Below are 17,690 nucleotides of genomic sequence, written 5' to 3'. Positions count from 1 at the left end.
AGTGAAAACCCGTCCCTGATGAAAACCCGGCCCGGCATCTGCAATCGCAAAAAACGTTTCGCCACGCGCGAGGCGGCTGAACTGGCGGCGGGCAAAGCGCCGTTCAAACTGCGCGCCTATACCTGTGAGCTGTGCGGGAAATTCCATCTCACCAGCCGTACCAAGGGGATGAAGACGCCCGCTCATGAATTGCAGCGGATCACTTGATCCGCGCGCGCAGCAGAATCTCGAAGGTTTTGGTGTCGTCATACCCTTCGGCAACGCCGCCACCTGGCCTCACTCGCACTCGCAGCACCGCAGGATCATAGGCGCCATTGGGCACATAGCTAAAATCCATGCCGGTCGCGAATTGCGAATATTCGATCTGCGCCGCTGAGCAACACGAAAGCCCCGTTGCCGCAGCGCCTGTTCCATCGATAAACTCAATCGGCAAAGGCTCCGTCCCGCTGAACGCTCCGGTCCACAATTCGACATCGGTGGGCAGAACATCGGTGATGATGATCGAATTGTTGTCAATCGCCGCGCCCGGATTGGCAAAACCGATTGTGTAGGTCTGATCGGCTCCGGGGATGCGAAACACATCATCGCCGCTGGTCGCGGTTGATGCGCTGATTTTGGACACGGTGACAGGGGCATCCGGCGCGCGGCAAAACGGCGTGGCAGCCAAGCTGGGCGCAGATGCGGATGGCTGGCCAAGCGCGCCTTGCGTTGCGCCATTGGGCGGGAATTCAGTCATGGACGAAGCCGAAGTCACGCCATTTGTCCCGCCGCGTGCAAATGTCACGCTAACCCCGCCGCTGGCGGCGATCACACCGCCGCCGCCGCCGCCGCCGGGCCCTTCGTTTTCGTTGTTGGTGATAAGCTGATTGCCGCCATCGCCCCCGTCTGCGAGCAAAGATGCGCTGACGCCGCTGCCCGATTGCACGACAATGGTGCCGCCCGCGCCGCCGCCTCCGGGGCCATCATTGTGGCGCGGACTGGTATCTTCGCCGTCGCTGCCATCGGAACGGATAGTGCCGCCGCCTGTCACAGTGCCTGCGGATATAAAGATCAACCCGCCGCCATTGCCGCCTGCGCCGGCTGCATTGTTATTGCCATCGCCAGCGCCGCCGCCGCCGCCAAAAAACAGCCTGCCTGTGGGATCATAGGTCATCGGGCGCCCGCCAAGTCCGCCCAATTCGCGGCGGAAATCATTGCCCCATGACGGATCACCCGGAGGAGTCGTCAGGGCATTTCCATCGCGCGCATAGGTGTAACCGCCGCGCCCGCCGCCTGCATCCGAAGTGCTCGCTGTCAGCGTGCCATCAATGTTCCATGCCTGCGCCCAACTGGGATCGGAATTATCGGGCACACCCTGTCCGGCCCAGCCATTGCCATTGTCTCCATTTGAGCCGCCACCGCCGCCTGCATTGTGGCTGTTGCCGCCGCCGCCGCCATTGGCAGGGGCTCCGCGCCCGTAGAAGTTTCCGCCAGGAAGCTCGGTGCGGTATCCAGCGATCCCTTCGCCTTTTTCCGCGCCGTTATTGGCGATGTTGCTGCGATAGCCCATAAAGCTGGAGCCTGTGGGCGTGGTCAGGTTGTCAATTCCGCCGCCGCGAAATCCGCGCGCAGAGGCGTCGATTGAGCCTGTAACGGTCAAAGTGTCAGCAACGGTCATCGCGACAACCCCGCCCGTTGTGCCGTCCCATGGGCGCGGGACGACGCTGCCTGATACGGTGAGATTGCGGTATTGCGGCACGCGGATCACCTGCGCTTTGCCTGCGGCGCTGTAAGAGTATTCAAGGCCCGTACACGCCCCGCCATAATCGTGGAGGATTATCGTGTTGCCCGCGACCGATTTGACCGTGTGAAATTCATACCTGCCCGCCGATCCCAGCGAGGTTACCGCGCCATAAGCGGCCGTATCGGCGGCATTGATGCTGGCCCCTTGCGCCTGATACAGCATGATAAGATCGCCCGCTTCAAGCGAAGGCAGATTGGCGGCCAGTCCCGCCACATTGATCGACGGCGCACCTGCTGATGCGGTGCCGGAAAGACTGGCATATTCATTGACGATCTGAGTGCCAGCAATGGTCACATCGCCATCTTTGCCCGGCGTTTCTGCGCGAAGCGGCGCGGCGATGAGCAATATCGCCAGGGCGGCGCACACAGCAATACCCCACGCACGCAGCCACGCAGGCGCAAGAGCGCGCAGGCGGGAAAGGCATGGGTCGGTCATCATCAATCAGCGCACCCTTAAGGCTCGGTTTGCTGCGCTATAAGGGAAACAAGGTAAACGCTCGGTAAGGATCGCGGGCGCGGCGGTGTAAAATCGCGTTTCGCACGGCCCTTGCAGGGTTTCGCGCAGATTGAAGGGGGGCCTTCCATCGGGCGCTCGTGAGGATGCGCGCCCCCCTGCACGGCACATTCCCCTTGCACCTGCGCCCAAACACGCTATGTGCGCCGCTCTTCGCTGTTGCAGCGGGGAAACCCGTGCGGGAGGCAGGCCAGCAGGCTTGCCGCTGAACCGCTTAACATGACCCTGCCGCGGCAATGCTTCAGGGAACAGTGCGAAAGGAGGCCCATAGTGGCCAAGAAAATCGAAGGCTATATCAAGCTGCAAGTGCCCGCTGGCACAGCAAACCCATCGCCGCCAATCGGCCCGGCACTGGGTCAGCGCGGCGTTAACATCATGGAATTCTGCAAAGCGTTCAACGCTGCCACGCAGGATCTTGAAAAGAACGCCCCTATCCCGACAACGATCACCGTCTATGCGGACCGTTCGTTCACGTTCACCTATAAAAGCCCGCCCGCCAGCTATATGATCAAGAAAGCGGCGAAGCTGAAATCAGGTTCGTCAGAGCCGGGTAAAGTCGTGGCAGGCTCAATCAAGCAGAGCCAGGTCAAGGAAATCGCCGAAGCGAAGATGAAAGATCTCAACGCAAACGATATCGATGCGGCCATGAAAATCATCGAAGGGTCATGCCGTTCGATGGGCCTCGAAGTGGTGGGAGGCTGATCCGATGAAAATGACCAAAAAGCAAAAGACTCTCGCAGAGCTCGACAATGACAAGCTCTACACCGTTGACGAAGCGATCAAGACGCTGCGGACGCACAAGGCGAAGTTTGACGAAACCGTCGAACTGTCGATGAACCTCGGTGTGGACCCGCGCCACGCAGACCAAATGGTGCGCGGCATGATCTCGCTGCCATCGGGCACAGGTAAAGACGTGAAAGTCGCCGTGTTCGCCAAAGGCGACAATGCAGAAAAAGCCGCTGCCGCGGGTGCTGACAAGGTTGGCGCAGAAGACCTGATGGAAGACATGCAGGCCGGCAATCTCGATTATGACCGCGTGATCGCAACTCCTGACATGATGGGCGTTGTGGGCCGTCTTGGTAAAGTGCTTGGCCCCAAAGGCCTGATGCCGAACCCCAAGCTTGGCACAGTCACTCCCAATGTCGAACAAGCCGTGAAAGACGCCAAAGGCGGTCAGGTCGAGTTTCGCGTTGAGAAAATGGGCATCATCCATTCCGGCATCGGCAAGCTGTCGTTTGACGATGCGGCTTTGAAAGCAAACTTCGAAGCGCTGACCCAGGCGATTGTGAAAGCCAAGCCTTCGGGCGCGAAAGGCAAATATGTGAAGAAAATCTCGCTCACATCGACCATGGGCCCCGGCCTTAAAATCGATATGGCAGAGGTCGAAGGCGCGTAAGCTTTTGCGCTTCAAGCGCCGGCGGGGCCATCTGCTCCCTTGGCGTTCCTGAAGGACCGAAAACAATATGGGGCCGGAGGCGTTTAGGCTTCCGGCCCTTTTTGCTTTGGCCTGCTGGCTATTCATGCGCGGGTAAGTCGCACGGGGGCACACTATGCGGCGGGCAGTCAGGGGAGACGGGTAATGCGTTTTTGGGCAGCAATTGCGGTGACACTGGGCATGTGCTTTTCAGCCAGCCTTGCTCCCGGCCCTGCCATGGCACGTGACGCCGCCAAAGCGCCGCCAATCACAATATCCCAGCTTGAGGCCAAAGCGCGAAAGGCATGCGGCGCGGCTGTTACCCTGTCGCCCACAGCGATCACGCGCGCTGATCTGGATGGAGATGGGCGCGGTGATGTGCTGTTTGATTGGCGGCAAGTGACATGCCGATCATCGAGCGCACTGATGACCCTTGGCGCCGGCCATTGCGGGATGCACAATTGCAGCATCGATATCTATCTTTCCTCGCAATACCGGCACGGGGCTGCTGGCAAAAGAGGCTGGCCCAAAGCGGTTCTCAATCACTCCGAAATCGCGCCAAGCGTTGTTGATGGCAGATTGCGCACCGCGACGCAGGGCGGATCGTGCAAATTTGCGCATGTGTGCCGCTGGGAATGGAGCTGGAATGGCAAAGAGCTGGTCAGCCGCCCGCTTGCCGAAGGTGAGGGAGGAGGAAGCGGCGCGGAAGGGTCTGCAAGCGCGCTGCCTGTGACAGCGGAAAACCTCACGGGCATCTGGGCAGAAGCGGGCGACAAATGCGCCACCGATTTCGTCCTCGCGTTAAAGCCGGGCGGTGACTACGCCTCTTATGAAGAAAACGGCGACTGGCGGCTGGTGGGTAACCGCATCGCGGTAGTGGTGAGAGAGACTTACACTTTGGGCGATGCAGGCAGCACAAGGCCCGTACGCAATCCCAAGGCAAGGATGCTGACGGTTGAAAGCCTGACGAGGGACAGGCTGATCGTGAAGTTCAGCGATGGCTCTGGTTCCGCCTTTCGCCGCTGCGGTTGATCCAACCCGCGCTGCGCAAAAAAGCCGACCAAACGAAACCGGCTGTAACCACGCCCGACATTCCGACGAACAGCAGGTAAGCCCCGATGCACAGCATGCATGAGGGCGATTAGACGCTTGAATTGGAAATGGAAAACATCATGTCTGCTGTCTCATTACGCTTTCGCGCAAATCCTTTGAGCGAAGCTTCACTTGATGGAGATGATATGATTGCCCCCAAATGGCTGGTGCTTGGTGTTGTGCTGGTCGCCTTTGCCTTGATTGCATCATATGACCGTGATTTCGGCATAGCTGCTGGCGCGGTGTTGGGAGTGATTGCGTTTCCGATTGTCTGGATGCGAGTGCGGCTGTGGCTTGCCGATCATGAACCCGGCTCCACCCGAAAGGCATTGGTTGAACGCTTTCGCAAACGCAGCGAAAACCGCCGCCGTGCGCGCGCGAAAGAGCTATCGGGAGAGAACTGAGCGCGCTCAGATACCGCCGGGGGTAAAATCGTACCCATGGGTGGCAAGACCGTCTGACAGGCTGTCGGCTGCGCTTTTCAGGATATCAGCATCGGTGGAGCGGATGACGAAATTGGCTCCGACACGGCCTTCGCGAAAGAAGGGATAAGAGCCGATCTGGCAGTCATCATGCGCCTGTTCCACTTCGCGCAGCAGGCCCGCGATCTCGCTTTCGGCGACCCAGCTTCCAATGGTTTCAGTAAGCAGCGGCGCGCCGCCTTCCAGCTGACCCGTAAGCGCATCCAGCATGCCTGCGGCAATATGCGGAACGCCCGCCATTAAAATGACATTGCCGCGCCGGATGCCGGGCGCACCTGACATGCGATTGGGAATAAGATCAGCGCCTTCGGGCACGCGCGCCATGCGCAAACGCCCTTCGTTAAGGCCGCCCTTATCGGCGTAATATCGTTCAAGCAGCGTGCGCGCGTCATCGTGGATGACAACCGGCACGCCCAGCGCTTTGGCGACGGCATCGACAGTGATGTCATCATGGGTGGGGCCAATGCCGCCGGTGGTGAACAGGTAATCATTGGCCGCGCGAAGAGCGTCCACTGCTTCCACGATCCGGTCTTCTATATCAGGGACCACGCGAACTTCAGCGAGGCGGATGCCCTGCACCTGAAGCCAGCTTGCGACCTGCGCGATGTTCTTGTCGTGTGTGCGGCCAGACAGGATCTCATCGCCAATCACGATGAGGCCAGCGGTCCAAATCTTAGTGGGAGAATTCATGCGCGCAGGATTAGGCGAAACAGGCGCGGCGGGCCAGCCCTTAAGTGCAGCCCCTTGGCGTAAACCTGCGCGGTTACTCCGCCGCTTCCAATTGCGCATTTGCGCCGCCAGCTGCATTGGCCGAGCTTCCAAATACGAGCAGCCCATCATCAACCGGATCATCACGCATCTGCTTGCGATCCAGCACATATTCCTGATTCAGCCACCAGGGAAAGCTGGTGCTACTTTTGGGATTGATCGATTTGGCCCGCTGGAGATAGCCGCTGGAGAAGATTTCATAAATGTCCTCTTCTTGAAGGCTTGCTTCTGTTTCCGGGGTCATCACAGGCGTGGCCAGATCGCTGCCCCTCTCGCGCATCGTATTGAGCACACGGCAGATATAATCGGCATTGATATCCGCGCGCAAAGTCCAGCTGGCATTGAGGTATCCGAACACCACCGCAAGGTTGGGCAGGTTGGAGAACATGCAGCCTTTGTAATAATAGTGCTCTGCAAAATCGACAGGTTTGCCGTCCACGCTGAAAGCGATCTTGCCAGCGACCGCGAGTTTCAGCCCCGTTGCCGTCACAATCACGTCCGCTTTGATAAACTCGCCCGATTTCAGGCGGATACCGTCTTTTTCGAACGCTTCGATATGGCCGGTGGCGATGCTTGCTTTGCCTGAATTGATCGCTTCAAACATATCGGCATCCGGCACCAGGCAAAGGCGCTGCTCCCACGGATTATAGGGCGGGGTAAAGGCCTGCTTGTCGTAATCCTTGCCCATGGCCTTTTCGAGGCCCTTGGTCAGGTTCTTGATGACCTTTTCCGGTTTGTTGCGCGCGATTTTGTACGTGAAATCCTGCATCCAGATATTGCGCGCGCGGGTGATCTTATAGGCCAATCCTTCGGGCATGACTTTGCGCAGCGAATTGGCAAACCAATCCTTTGCCGGGCGCGATACCATCCATGTCGGCGTGCGTTGGAGCATGGTGATATGCTCTGCCTGATCCGCCATTGATGGAACGATCGTCACCGCGGTTGCGCCTGATCCGATCACCACAATCCGTTTGCCGGCATAGTCAGGATCGCTCGGCCAGAATTGCGGGTGCCACACTTCGCCTTCGAATGCGGACAAATCGAAACCTGCATCATGGGGCTCATCGTAATCGTAATAGCCAGCGCCGAGATAGACGAAATTGGCGGTGATCTGACTGCGTGAGCCGTCGCCTTGTTCAATTTCGACATACCAGCGCGCGTCTTCTTGATGGAAATCGGCGCTGATGACTTTTTGGCCAAACTGGATGTGTTCACGAATGCCGCGTTCATCGACAATCTGGTTTAGATAATCGAGAATGGCAGGCGCATCCGCGATGCTTTTTTCATGCCGCCAGGGTTCAAAATCAAACCCCAATGTGTGCATGTCGCTGTCAGAGCGAATGCCGGGATAGCGGAACAAATCCCACGTGCCGCCCAGCTTTTCGCGGCGTTCAACAATGCCAAAACTGTGGCCGGGCGCTTTCATTTTCATATGCGCGGCCATGCCGATGCCCGAAATCCCTGCGCCGACGATCAGCACGTCCAGATCGGGTTGGCTGTGGTTAAAAGCTGCTTGCGGCATCGGATCCTCATTTTGGTTGGCGTATCGCCTTGATGCGGATGTAACCACACACCTTGAAGAAAAGCGAGTCTTGATGGCATTTTGCAACTGACTTTGGCAGCGGCGTGCCCTAGGCGGCGCGCCATGTTGCATTTTACGCGTTTTGCCCCGTCACTATTCTTTTCCGCATCACTGATGGGGCTGTGCGCGCCTGCCATGGCTCAGGATGGTTCGCCCGAACCTGATGAAGAAAATGTATGGGACGGCGAAATCGTTGTGCTGGGCGAAGGGTTAGACCCCGCGCCATCCATCGGTGCCTATGCCGTTACCACGATTGAGCGCGAGGCGATTATCGCGTCCGGGTCAGGCCGGATCGAGGACACACTGCGCAATGTTGCAGGGTTTCAGCAGTTTCGCCGGTCAGACAGCCGCTCGGCCAATCCCTCCGCCCAAGGTGTGACATTGCGCGCCCTTGGCGGCAATGCCACCAGCCGGGCTTTGGTGCTGCTCGATGGGGTGCCTGTGGCCGATCCGTTTTTCGGCTTTATCCCTTTAAGCGCGATTGCGCCGGAGAGCCTTGCGCAAATTCGCGTGACGCGCGGGGGCGGGGCGGGGCCATTTGGTGCTGGCGCATTGGCAGGCACGATTGAGCTGGAAAGCGCTGGTCCGGCCACGCTTGGCCCTGTTTCTGGCAGCGAGCTGATTAACAATCGGGCAGAGACAGAAGCGTCTGCCAGCATTGCCCAAAATTTAGGCAGCGGATTTGCTGTTGTCAGCGGACGGTGGGACCGGGGGCGCGGATTTTTCACCGCGCCAGACGATCAGCGCGTGCCCGCCAGCGCGCGCGCGGCGTTTGACAATTGGCAGGTCGGATTGCGCGCTGTCGCACCGCTTTCCTCCAGCACTGAATTGCAAGCCCGCTTCAGCGTATTTGATGACAATCGCACTCTGCGTTTTGGTGGAGCCAATTCATCGCATCAGGGGCAGGATGCAAGTGTGCGCGTGATCGGGCGCGGGGCCTGGGAGTATGACGCGCTGGCTTATGTGCAAGCGCGCAATTTTTCCAATGTCGTGATCAGCTCGTCGCGGTTCACTCGCGTGCTGGATCAACGCAATACGCCTTCCACCGGGCTGGGCGGTAAGCTGGAAGTGCGCCCGCCCATCGACGAAGCGCACACTTTGCGCCTGGGTCTTGATTATCGCCGCGCAGATGGCGAATTGCAGGAAGAGGCGTTCAGCGCGTTCACAGGCGCTTTGCGCGAACGGCGGCGTGCGGGCGGGACGAACACCAATTTGGGCCTGTTCATCGAGGATGACTGGCAAATCGGCCCGCTGCTGCTGACAGGCGGATTGCGCGCGGATCGCACCAGCATTGCTGATGGCTTTTTCCGCGCGGTCGATGCAGGCGGCGCTGTGGTGAGCGAAACGCTTGCGCAGGACCGGTCTGATTGGGCCGTCAGCTGGCGTGCGGGCGCATTGTTTTACGCCTCGCGCACGCTGGAATTGCGCGGCTCTGCCTATACCGGGCTGCGCCTGCCGACTTTGAATGAACTGTACCGCCCCTTTGTCGTGTTCCCGGTGGTAACCCAGGCCAATGCCGCGCTTGAAAACGAGCGGCTTGAAGGGTTCGAACTGGGCGCCGATTGGCGAGCGAGCCGCGATGTGCGCGTGTCGCTTACTGCGTTTGACAACCGGGTTGAAAACGCGATTGCCAATGTCACCATCGCGCCCAATCTGCGCCAGCGGCGCAACCTTCCCGCGATTGACGCGCAAGGGATAGAAGGCGCGATTGCGGCAGAATTTGGCACAGACATTGGCACTGTCAGCGTGGATGCCTCGCTGGCCTATACTGATGCACAGATCGCAGGCGAGGGCGCGGCGGCAGCTCTGGATGGCAATCGCCCGCCGCAAACGCCTAAGCTCGCAGCATCTGCGACATTGGCGTGGCAGCCAGCGGCAGGTTGGCGCATCGCAGGCACTTTGCGGCATGTTTCTGCGCAATTTGAAGACGATCAAGAAACCGACCGTCTGGCCCCTGCAACGACGCTTGACTTGTTTGCACAGGCCCCCGTGACGAAAACGATCAGCGTGGTTGTCCGCGGGGAGAACCTGTTCGATGAAGATATCATCACGCGCAATGCGGGCGGAGCGATTGATCTGGGTGTGCCCAGAACGCTTTGGCTGGGCGTAAGAGTGGGATATTGATGTCAAACGATGTGCGGCGCGCGCAACAAACTTAGCCTTAAGGCCGCGCGCTTATAGCTTTGCTGCACTGCAGCGTAACATGTTGCATTTTTGCTACAATCGCGCAAAAGCGCCCAACCGCCCTTGTGGGAGGCAAAACCGCTGATAGTCTCCGCCCATCATGAAGCGCGCCAACCAAGGCCGCGCTCGATGGGGAGAAAAATATGACACGTAAGGTTGCAGCCTATGCTGCTGGCCTCCTGGCTTGCACTACTTTTACAGCGCCTGCTTTTGCACAAGACACAGATGGAGCCGAAGCCCCCGAAGCGGATGACAATGTCATTATCGTGACGGCAACGCGGCGCGCTCAGGATGTTCAGGATATTCCGCTGGCTGTGACCGCCGTTGGCCCCGCTCAGTTGGAGCGGCAAGGCATCAATGAAATTCGCGATGTTACAGCCGTGGCTCCCAGCTTTTCAAGCACCACTGCTCAGACTGCGGCTGGATCGGTTGTGCTGCGTATTCGCGGTGTCGGTACCACTTCCAACAATATCGGCTTTGAATCAGCCGTCGGTATTTTCGTCGATGGCGCTTACCAATCGCGTCCCGGCGTTGCTCTTGGCGAGTTTGTCGATATCGAACGGGTCGAAGTCTTGCGCGGTCCGCAAGGCACGCTTTTTGGCCGCAACACCTCAGCTGGCGCGCTCAACATCACCAACAAACGGCCGGATTTGGGCGAGTTCGGCGGATTTGCAAACGCAACCTATGGCCGGTTTGACGAAATCGGTGTTCAAGGCGCGGTGAACGTTCCGATTGTTCAGGATACTCTCGCTTTGCGGGTTACCGGGGCTTATCGTCAAAGAGACGGCTCGCTGACGGTTGTTGATGCGGCAGGCAATGAGATCGGCGATACCAACGATATTGATCGCTATTTGCTGCGCGGTCAGCTTGGTTGGGAAACCGATTCAGGGTTCAGAGGCCGGATCATTGCTGATTATTCGAACAACCAGTCCAGCGCTGGTGCAGCGGTACAGGTTTTTGAAACCCCGCTCAGTCCCTTCTTTGCAGCAGTGGGACTTCCCGCAACTGGCGGCCAACCAACGGCGAATTTCGCCACATCGCCGTTTGATCAAAGAGGGTTCAAGAACGCTGCGCAGGACCGCACTGTCGCGCTGAACAGGATCCCTGTTGCAGATGTCGAAAATTACGGGGTCGTCGCAGAGCTTGAGCATCCCATTGGCGATAGCGCTGATATTATCTTCATCGGTTCATACCGCGAATACAGCGCTGTTGAAGATTACGATTCCTCGTTTTCTGCGATCGACGTTCTGAACGTCACTTTGGACACCCAGATCGAAACATTCACGGCGGAACTGCGTTTTCAGGGCGAAGCTTTGGGCGGCCGATTGAATTACATGATCGGCGGTTATTATTCGGACGAGCAGATCGAGGCAAACAACCGCTTCACACTGGGCGAAGATTTTGGCGAGCTGACGGGTTTCTTGTTCGCTGGTCTTTCTGGCGGCGCGACATTGGGAACGCTTGGCGCCAACCCGCTTTCAGCGCTGACGGGCGGTCTTGATCCGGCAGGTTCCAGCAGCCTCAACCGGTTCACGCAAAGCGCAGAGAGCTGGTCAATCTTTACGCATAACAGTTTTGAGATCGCGGACGGGCTTGAATTCACTCTCGGCGCGCGCTGGTCGGATGAAAGCAAATCCGGCGGGTTTGAGCAGCTCGAAAACACCAATGCGGTGTGCCCGGCTTTTGTTGCAGGGCTAACTGGCGGCGCGTTTGATCTTGGCCCGCTCAATACGCTGGGCATTCTGACGGGCTGTTTTGGCTTCACGGCTCCGGCAGACACTCCGGCATCGGCTGTTCTGCCTTTGCCGCAAACATTCCAGGACACTTTCAACGATGAAGAGCTGATCTATACGGTCAAGCTGGGCTATGAATTCAGCCCTGCTGCCAATGTATATGCCAGCTTCACGCACGGTTATAAATCGGGCGGGATCAACCTTGATACGACTGCTGGTGTGTTCGGCGCGGATCCGACTTTCGAATCTGAAGAAGTTGACGCCTATGAAATTGGGTTCAAGTCGCGGTTCCTGGATGATGCGGTGACTTTGAATGTCGCGGCTTTCCATCAGGAATTCACGAACTTCCAGGTTCTCGAATTCACCGGCGCAGCGTTCCAATCGTTCAATGTGCCTGAGGCGATTTCAACCGGCCTTGAGATTGAAAGCACCATTCGTCCAAACGAAAACTGGACTTTCAATCTCGCGACGACAATCCTCGATTCGCGCTATCCGGACGATTGCAATGGCGATCTGGTCAATGTGACGGTTATCTCGCTGTGCGGGAATGATCTGACCAATGCTGCCAATCTCACTGCGATTGCCGGCGTTTTGTACGAGAATGAGCTGACCGATAACATCGACTTCTTCTTCTCGGCACAAGGCCGTATGGTTTCGGATGAGCGCACTTCGACACAGGCGATTGTGCCGCCCACAGTGGCAGCCGGTGCAAGCGAGGCCGAGATACGGGCCGCGGCTGCAGCAGCGCCCTTGATCGTTGGCGATATTCAAGACGCCAATGTGAAAGTGAACCTGCGCGCAGGTATCAGCGCTGCTGATGATGCGTGGGCGATTGAGGCATTCGTTCTCAACGCGACCGATGTGGTGACACGCGGCGTTACGTTTAACAACGTGCTTCGCGGAGTGGGCGCGATCAACGCCCGGTCCAGCTTCGTGCTGGAGCCGCGCACTTACGGTGTGACGGTCCGCACTCAGTTCTAAGTTTGAGACCAAGTTATGTGGCCTTTGGGAGAGGGCTACAGGAAGGGGCGGCACACTCTAAAAGTGGGCCGCCCCTTTTTGCGTCCTCGTTTGTAAATGCAGCGCTACATGCTGCGCGCGATCAGCATTTTCATCACTTCGTTTGACCCGCCAAAGATCCGCGTGATGCGGCTGTCGCGGTACATTTTGGCGATGGGGTATTCGTTGATATAGCCCGCGCCGCCATGCAATTGCAGGCATTTGTCGACGACTTCGCCTTGCAGCTCTGTCACCCAATATTTCGCCATGCTGGCGGTTGCGACATCAAGCTCGCCTTTGAGCAGTTTTGCGATGCAATCATTCACAAAAACCCGCGCAGCCGTGCCGCGCGCTTTCAGATCAGCAAGCACAAATTGCGTGTTTTGAAAGTCCCAGATTGTTTGGCCAAACGCTTTGCGCGATTTGACGTATTCGACCGTGGTCTCCAGGGCCTTCTCAATACCATTGGCAGCGCCCATCGCGATGACGAGGCGTTCCTGCGGCAATTCGCCCATCAGCTGATAGAACCCTTTGCCTTCCACCCCGCCAAGCACATTTTCAGCAGGCACAAACACGTCTTCGAAAAACAGCTCCGATGTGTCGGCTGCATCCATGCCGATCTTGTCGAGTTTTTTGCCGCGCTGAAATCCGTCTGCCCCGTCCGTTTCCAGCAGCATCAAAGATATGCCCTTGGCCCGCTCATTCGGGTCAGTTTTGGCGACCACTACGATAAAGTCCGCGGTCTGACCGTTGGAAATATAGGTTTTTGCGCCATTGATCCGGTAGCCATTGCCGTCTTTCAGCGCGGTCGTGGTGATGGATTGCAGGTCTGATCCCACGCCCGGCTCGGTCATTGCGATTGCGCTGACGAGCTCTCCTGTCACAAGCCTGGGAAGGTATTTCTTCTTTTGCTCCTCGGTGCCGTGGCGCACGAGATAGGGCAGGATAATGGTGTTGTGCAGACTGGCGGCAAAGCCATCCACTTCGTGTTTTGATTGCTGATCAATCACTACCATTTCATGCCGGAAATCCCCGCCATGGCCGCCATATTCTTCGGGAACGGATGCGCCGAGCAGGCCAGCTACACCCGCTTCATTCCAAAACTCGCGTTCAACCTGGCCCTCCTCGCGCCATTTTTCGACACGTTTTTCAGGCGCATGCTGCTGGTAGAATTTGCCAACCGCATCGGCGAAGATCGCGATTTCCTCGTCTTCCATAAAAGCGGGCTGGGGAACGTCGATTACGGGCATTTGTTTCTCTCCTTGAAGCCGCAGCCACCCGCGCCCTCCGCCCTTCCACCCGGATCGTGCCCCGATGCGATAATCCGGGTGGAAGGGCGGAGGGCGCGGTGGCCTGGCGCGCGCCGCCGGCGCGCACCAAACCATATCTATCTTATTTGCCCTTCCAATTCGGAGCGCGCTTTTCAGCAAAGGCAGCGGCGCCTTCGCGGGCGTCTTCGGATACGAATACGGGCGCGATCAGCTTACCCTGGTTGGCATAGCGATCTTCCATCGCCCAGCTGCGCGATTCCTTCATCACCTGCTTTGAAACCTTGACCGCAAGCGGGCCATTGGCTGCGATTTTCGCGGCCAGCGCTTTCGCGCCATCAAGGGCCGAACCATCTGTGACCGTGTTGATAAGGCCCAGCTCATAGGCACGCGCCGCATCGATAAAGTCGCCCGTCAGCGCCAGTTCCATGGCAATGCGTTCGGGGATCTGGTCAGGCAGCATCATCACGCCGCCAGCGGCAGCGACAAGCCCGCGCTTGGCTTCTGGGATGCCGAATTTCGCGCCGGAATTTGCAACCACCAGATCGCAGGCAATCATCAGCTCAAGCCCTCCCGCCAGCGCATAACCTTCGACCGCTGCAATCAACGGCTTTGCAGGTGGTGCCTGGACAACTCCGCCAAATCCGCGTCCCTCAACGCTGGGGCTTTCCCCGCGAAGGAAGCCTTTCAAGTCCATGCCGGAGCAGAATGTTCCGCCAGCGCCCGTCAGAATGCCGACGCGCAGATCATCTTCAGCATCGAGGCGGTCCATCGCTGCGGCAATGCCTTCGGCTGCCGCTTTGGTCATCGCGTTTTTGGCTTCGGGCCGGTTGATCGTTACGATCAAAACCCCGTCATCGACTTGCGTCAGAACTTCCTCGCTCATCAGGTTTTCACTCCCATTTTTATTAGAAACCTATTCTTGTGAAAGAAGTGCAGGCGGTTTACGAAAACGTCAACAGCAATTTCGATAAGATAAATGGGAAGAAGATATTATGGGCGAAGCTTACATCATTGATGCGGTGCGCACACCGCGCGGAATTGGCAAACAGGGCAAAGGCGCGCTGGCCGAAGAGCATCCGCAGCATTTGGCCGCAACCGTGCTGAAAGCGATTGCGCAGCGCAATGGCCTTGATACCTCGACCGTTGATGATGTGATCTGGTCCGTTTCCACGCAAGACGGCATGCAGTCGGGCGATCTGGGCCGGATGGCGGCGCTGGATGCGGGCTATGACATTACCTCAAGCGGGACGACTTTGGATCGCTTTTGCGGGGGCGGGATCACGTCTGTAAACCTTGCCGCTGCCCAAGTGATGAGCGGCATGGAAGATTGCATCGTTGCAGGCGGCACCGAAATGATGAGCCTGACGGCCGCGATGTCGAAAGAGAAAATGCAGGCCGGGATCAAGCCGCCAATGATGGGCAGCTATAACGAACGTTTGCAAAGCGTTCACCCGCAATCGCATCAGGGCATTTGCGGCGATGCGATTGCCACAATGGAAGGGTTCACCCGCGAGGAGTTGGACGAGGTTGGTTTCCGCTCGCAGCAGCGCGCAGCAGAGGCGATCTCCGAAGGCCGCTTTGACAAGTCGGTCGTTCCCGTGACGGCGGATGATGGTACTGTCCTGCTCGACCGGGAGGAATATCCGCGCCCGCAAACGACAATGGAAACATTGGCCGGGCTGGAGCCTGCTTTCACCAAAATTGCCGATGTGCCGCTTGATAAAAACGGGACAACATTCCGGGGGCTAATCAACCAGAAATATCCCGATCTCGACATCCAGCATTTCCACCATGCCGGCAATTCATCCGGCGTTGTCGATGGCGCAGCAGCGGTGTTGGTGTGCTCGAAAGAATATGCTGAAAAGCACGGGCTGAAACCGCGCGCACGGATCGTGCAAACCGCCAATATGGGCGATGATCCCACGCTGATGCTGAACGCGCCTGTGCCCGCGGCCAAAAAGGTGCTGGAACGCGCCGGGATGAGCCTTGAGGATATCGACCTGTTCGAAATCAACGAAGCGTTTGCCGTGGTGGCAGCGAAATTCGTGCGCGATCTTGGCCTTGATTGGGATAAGGTCAATGTCAATGGCGGCTCGATCGCCTTGGGCCATCCCATTGGGGCAACAGGTTCGATCCTGATCGGCACTGTGCTGGACGAGCTGGAACGCCGCGACCTCAAAACAGGGCTTGTGACGATGTGCGCTGCAGGCGGCATGGCGCCTGCGATCATAGTGGAGCGGGTGGACGGCTTCGTTGACTGATCTGCAAGCACACATTGCGGACAATACGCCTGTCATCATTGGCGTCGGGCAATATTCCGAACGCACCGATCAGCCCGGCTATGAGGCTTTGTCTTACATGGACCTTGCCGGGCGGTCGCTTAGCGCTGCGATTGCCGATAGCGGGGCGGCGGGGTCTGTGGCGGGCGCGATCGATACGCTCGCTGCGATCCGCGCGTTTGAGATGTCGCGGCCTGATCGCGATCCGCCTTTTGGGGCGCCGGACAATGTGCCGGGCGCTATCGCCAAACGCGTGGGGGCCAATCCTGCCCGCCAAATCCTGACGACAACAGGCGGCCAAACCAACCAGAAACTGGTTGGCGAATTTGCGCGCGATATTGCCGATGGCAAATGCGAATGCGCGGTGATCACCGGGGCCGAGGCGATTTCGACGGTGCTTGCTCTATCGGCCAAAGGCGAGGTGCCTGATTGGTCCGAAGAGATTGGCGGCGAATTTGAAGATCAGGGCTTTGGCCTTGATGGAATGACCGAACCGGCATTGTTCGCCCATGGGGCAGGCGGGGCGATCCCGCTTTATGCGATTGCCGAAAATGCGCGCCGGGCAAAGCTTGGCAAATCGCTTGATGAATATCGCCGCGATATTGGCGAATTGTTTACGCCGTTTACGAAGATCGCTGCCGCCAATCCCCATGCCGCCGCGCCCGTTGAACGCAGCGCCGAAGAACTCGCCACCATTACGCAGCGCAACCGGATTGTGGCTGAACCCTATCCGCGCATGACCGTTGCGCGCGACCAGGTGAACCAGGCGGCCAGCATCATCATCGCCAGCGCAGGCAAAGCGCGCGAATTGGGCGTGCCGCAGAGCAAGTGGGTGCATATTCACGCGGTCACCTCAGCCACCGAACTGATGCTGTCACAGCGGAGCGATCTGGCCGCCAATCCAGCCTCGATTGCGAGCGTTGAGGCGGCACTTGCCCGCGCAGGCAAAGGGATGGCTGACATGGCCTTCCTCGATTTCTATTCCTGTTTTGCCATTCCCGTTTTCAATCAATGCGACCATTTCGGTCTTGCCGCTGATGATCCGCGGGGCCTTACGCTCACAGGCGGATTGCCGTTCTTTGGCGGGGCCGGAAACAATTACTCCGCCCACGCTATTTGCGAAGCGATCCAGCGCGCGCGCGGTAAGCCCGGCTCCTTCGCTCTTACCGGGGCCAATGGCGGCTGGATGAGCAAATATGCGACCGGCATCTATTCGGTCCAGCCCGCCGATTGGTCGGCCAATGACCGGTATGAAACGCTGCCAATGGCGGATGATGCGGTGGCTCCCTCTGCCGAAGCATTCGCTGCAGCCACCGTTGAAAGTTATACGATCAACAAGGGCAAAAATGGCGCGGTCGCCATTTGGATCGGGCGCAATGACAGCGGCGAGCGGGTTGTCGGCAATGCCGATCTCAGCGATGAACCAACGCGTTCGGCCTTTGAAAGCGGGGAACCATTCGGCGTCCGGCTGAGTATCAGCAGGACGGACAAAGGGCTCAATCTGGGCAGGGTTGGTTCATAAGATACATCCTGAGCGGAGCGGGGGAGACCTTTGACATATATTCACACTCTGCCTATATAGTTTCAATT

At 58.2% G+C, this 17,690-nt stretch carries 14 protein-coding genes; 9 read left to right on the top strand and 5 right to left on the bottom strand.

Annotated elements, in window-relative coordinates; genetic code table 11:
* Positions 1–18: 18 nt before the first annotated feature.
* Positions 19–207: a hypothetical protein gene (locus AC0V6W_RS06020; RefSeq protein WP_486148149.1), complete on the top strand. Its 189-nt coding sequence runs from the start codon at positions 19–21 to the stop codon at positions 205–207.
* On the opposite strand, the gene AC0V6W_RS06015 is transcribed toward AC0V6W_RS06020, so the two are convergent.
* Positions 200–2,221: a hypothetical protein gene (locus AC0V6W_RS06015; protein ID WP_486148147.1), complete on the bottom strand. Its 2,022-nt coding sequence runs from the start codon at positions 2,219–2,221 to the stop codon at positions 200–202. The genes AC0V6W_RS06020 and AC0V6W_RS06015 overlap by 8 nt on opposite strands.
* Before the next feature lie 345 nt (positions 2,222–2,566).
* Here AC0V6W_RS06015 and rplK point away from each other — a divergent pair, with 345 nt between their 5' ends.
* The 4 genes from rplK (at position 2,567) to AC0V6W_RS05995 (ending at position 5,206) form a co-directional block, all read left to right on the top strand.
* Entirely contained in the window at positions 2,567–2,998 is a 432-nt protein-coding gene (gene rplK / locus AC0V6W_RS06010) for a 50S ribosomal protein L11 (RefSeq protein WP_486148145.1), read from the top strand.
* 4 nt (positions 2,999–3,002) lie between these two features.
* Positions 3,003–3,692 carry a 50S ribosomal protein L1 gene (gene rplA, locus AC0V6W_RS06005; RefSeq protein ID WP_486148143.1) on the top strand — a complete coding sequence of 230 codons (690 nt, stop codon included), beginning with the start codon at positions 3,003–3,005 and terminating at the stop codon, positions 3,690–3,692.
* 183 nt (positions 3,693–3,875) lie between these two features.
* Positions 3,876–4,742 carry a hypothetical protein gene (locus AC0V6W_RS06000; RefSeq protein WP_486148141.1) on the top strand — a complete coding sequence of 289 codons (867 nt, stop codon included), beginning with the start codon at positions 3,876–3,878 and terminating at the stop codon, positions 4,740–4,742.
* A 140-nt stretch (positions 4,743–4,882) separates the two neighbouring features.
* Positions 4,883–5,206 carry a hypothetical protein gene (locus tag AC0V6W_RS05995; protein WP_486148139.1) on the top strand — a complete coding sequence of 108 codons (324 nt, stop codon included), beginning with the start codon at positions 4,883–4,885 and terminating at the stop codon, positions 5,204–5,206.
* A 6-nt stretch (positions 5,207–5,212) separates the two neighbouring features.
* On the opposite strand, the gene AC0V6W_RS05990 is transcribed toward AC0V6W_RS05995, so the two are convergent.
* Both AC0V6W_RS05990 and AC0V6W_RS05985 read right to left on the bottom strand, forming a co-directional pair.
* Positions 5,213–5,974: a competence/damage-inducible protein A gene (locus AC0V6W_RS05990; protein WP_486148137.1), complete on the bottom strand. Its 762-nt coding sequence runs from the start codon at positions 5,972–5,974 to the stop codon at positions 5,213–5,215.
* Between the two features lie 73 nt (positions 5,975–6,047).
* The gene (locus AC0V6W_RS05985; RefSeq protein ID WP_486148135.1) at positions 6,048–7,574 is read right to left on the bottom strand and encodes a flavin-containing monooxygenase; all 1,527 of its coding nucleotides are present in this window, start codon (positions 7,572–7,574) and stop codon (positions 6,048–6,050) included.
* Between the two features lie 123 nt (positions 7,575–7,697).
* Here AC0V6W_RS05985 and AC0V6W_RS05980 point away from each other — a divergent pair, with 123 nt between their 5' ends.
* Positions 7,698–9,758 (top strand): TonB-dependent receptor, encoded by a 2,061-nt coding sequence (locus tag AC0V6W_RS05980; protein WP_486148133.1) that lies wholly within the window; start codon positions 7,698–7,700, stop codon positions 9,756–9,758.
* Positions 9,759–9,961: 203 nt separating this feature from the next.
* Complete coding sequence (locus AC0V6W_RS05975; protein WP_486148131.1) at positions 9,962–12,532, top strand: TonB-dependent receptor; 2,571 nt, start codon at positions 9,962–9,964, stop codon at positions 12,530–12,532.
* Positions 12,533–12,636: 104 nt separating this feature from the next.
* On the opposite strand, the gene AC0V6W_RS05970 is transcribed toward AC0V6W_RS05975, so the two are convergent.
* Positions 12,637–13,800 (bottom strand): acyl-CoA dehydrogenase family protein, encoded by a 1,164-nt coding sequence (locus AC0V6W_RS05970; RefSeq protein ID WP_486148129.1) that lies wholly within the window; start codon positions 13,798–13,800, stop codon positions 12,637–12,639.
* 142 nt (positions 13,801–13,942) lie between these two features.
* Positions 13,943–14,704 carry a crotonase/enoyl-CoA hydratase family protein gene (locus AC0V6W_RS05965; RefSeq protein ID WP_486148127.1) on the bottom strand — a complete coding sequence of 254 codons (762 nt, stop codon included), beginning with the start codon at positions 14,702–14,704 and terminating at the stop codon, positions 13,943–13,945.
* Between the two features lie 109 nt (positions 14,705–14,813).
* Here AC0V6W_RS05965 and AC0V6W_RS05960 point away from each other — a divergent pair, with 109 nt between their 5' ends.
* Positions 14,814–16,082 carry an acetyl-CoA C-acetyltransferase gene (locus tag AC0V6W_RS05960; RefSeq protein WP_486148125.1) on the top strand — a complete coding sequence of 423 codons (1,269 nt, stop codon included), beginning with the start codon at positions 14,814–14,816 and terminating at the stop codon, positions 16,080–16,082.
* On the top strand, positions 16,075–17,622 hold the full coding sequence (locus AC0V6W_RS05955; RefSeq protein WP_486148123.1) for an acetyl-CoA acetyltransferase: 1,548 nt from the start codon (positions 16,075–16,077) through the stop codon (positions 17,620–17,622). Before AC0V6W_RS05960 ends, AC0V6W_RS05955 begins: the two co-directional genes overlap by 8 nt.
* Positions 17,623–17,690: the final 68 nt, after the last annotated feature.

It is taken from the genome of Erythrobacter sp. JB1-7 (genome assembly GCF_057365015.1).
This window is presented reverse-complemented; position numbering and strand designations above follow the sequence as displayed.

What these genes read in the sequence shown, in the direction of transcription:
- AC0V6W_RS05975 (WP_486148131.1), top strand. Translation starts at nt 9,962, where the DNA reads ATGACACGTAAGGTTGCAGCCTATGCTGCTGGCCTCCTGGCTTGCACT.
- AC0V6W_RS05965 (WP_486148127.1), bottom strand. Translation starts at nt 14,704, where the DNA reads ATGAGCGAGGAAGTTCTGACGCAAGTCGATGACGGGGTTTTGATCGTA.
- AC0V6W_RS06000 (WP_486148141.1), top strand. Translation starts at nt 3,876, where the DNA reads ATGCGTTTTTGGGCAGCAATTGCGGTGACACTGGGCATGTGCTTTTCA.
- rplA (WP_486148143.1), top strand. Translation starts at nt 3,003, where the DNA reads ATGAAAATGACCAAAAAGCAAAAGACTCTCGCAGAGCTCGACAATGAC.
- AC0V6W_RS05960 (WP_486148125.1), top strand. Translation starts at nt 14,814, where the DNA reads ATGGGCGAAGCTTACATCATTGATGCGGTGCGCACACCGCGCGGAATT.
- AC0V6W_RS06020 (WP_486148149.1), top strand. Translation starts at nt 19, where the DNA reads ATGAAAACCCGGCCCGGCATCTGCAATCGCAAAAAACGTTTCGCCACG.
- AC0V6W_RS05995 (WP_486148139.1), top strand. Translation starts at nt 4,883, where the DNA reads ATGTCTGCTGTCTCATTACGCTTTCGCGCAAATCCTTTGAGCGAAGCT.
- AC0V6W_RS06015 (WP_486148147.1), bottom strand. Translation starts at nt 2,221, where the DNA reads ATGATGACCGACCCATGCCTTTCCCGCCTGCGCGCTCTTGCGCCTGCG.
- AC0V6W_RS05980 (WP_486148133.1), top strand. Translation starts at nt 7,698, where the DNA reads ATGTTGCATTTTACGCGTTTTGCCCCGTCACTATTCTTTTCCGCATCA.
- AC0V6W_RS05985 (WP_486148135.1), bottom strand. Translation starts at nt 7,574, where the DNA reads ATGCCGCAAGCAGCTTTTAACCACAGCCAACCCGATCTGGACGTGCTG.
- AC0V6W_RS05990 (WP_486148137.1), bottom strand. Translation starts at nt 5,974, where the DNA reads ATGAATTCTCCCACTAAGATTTGGACCGCTGGCCTCATCGTGATTGGC.
- AC0V6W_RS05970 (WP_486148129.1), bottom strand. Translation starts at nt 13,800, where the DNA reads ATGCCCGTAATCGACGTTCCCCAGCCCGCTTTTATGGAAGACGAGGAA.